At 63.8% G+C, this 784-nt stretch carries 1 pseudogene; it reads left to right on the top strand.

From position 1 onward, the window contains the following. Positions 1-529: 529 nt before the first annotated feature. Positions 530-784 (top strand): annotated as a pseudogene (locus A3220_RS16335) (hypothetical protein); the annotation flags it as partial.

Below are 784 nucleotides of genomic sequence, written 5' to 3'. Positions count from 1 at the left end.
CAAGGCTAGCCACCAGCCGGCAGCGAGTGTTGCGTGGTGTCGGGTAACCGCCGCTGCGAAGCGTACACAGCGAGTAGGTAGGCCGTGTGATAGAGCCCCGAAATTGTGGTAGTGGCAGTCGCCGACAGTTTTCAAATGCTGGAAGGCAACACGACCCTGCCGTATGGCTTGGCAGGGAAGGGCCGCCGGGGTCGAAGAGCAGGGCATGTCCATACAGGGGTTTCCCAGGAACCTGGGAGGCCCGTCCTTCTCCTCTGAACGACAAAGGTACAGGCATGGGGCTGCCTGCGGCGAAAGCTCCCGGTCCGGTGCTGTCGTGCCTGACGGTACCGGAAGCAAACAACAGGCACTCAGGGGGTACGGCCAGGCGACCATAAGGAGCCAGCCGGATGGAAGGGCGGGAGTCGGAGTCGCTCATAGTACCGAAGAAGGCGGGGAACCTACTCGACGGGACCCGCTGGAGGGAAGGGGCGGCCAATCATCAGAACTGCACGAGGGCAACATGACAGGTGCACAGGAACCTGAGGTCATGTCCACGAAACAAGTGCGGATAGCAGCGCTGGCAGAGCGCTTCCCGCAGCGTGCCTTCACGTCACTGGCGCATCATATCGACGCCCAGTGGCTGAGGACGGCCTACCTGATGACGCGCCGTGACGGCGCCGTCGGGATCGACGGCCAGACGGCGGACGACTTCGCGCGCGACTTCGAGGCTAACGTCCAGCGTCTGCTGGAAGCGGCCAAGAGCGGTCGCTACCGGGCGCCGCCGGTGCGGCGCGTCAATATT

It is taken from the genome of Halomonas sp. KX33721 (genome assembly GCF_001596805.1).
In the GTDB taxonomy this organism is placed as follows: domain Bacteria; phylum Pseudomonadota; class Gammaproteobacteria; order Pseudomonadales; family Halomonadaceae; genus Vreelandella; species Vreelandella aquamarina.
This window is presented reverse-complemented; position numbering and strand designations above follow the sequence as displayed.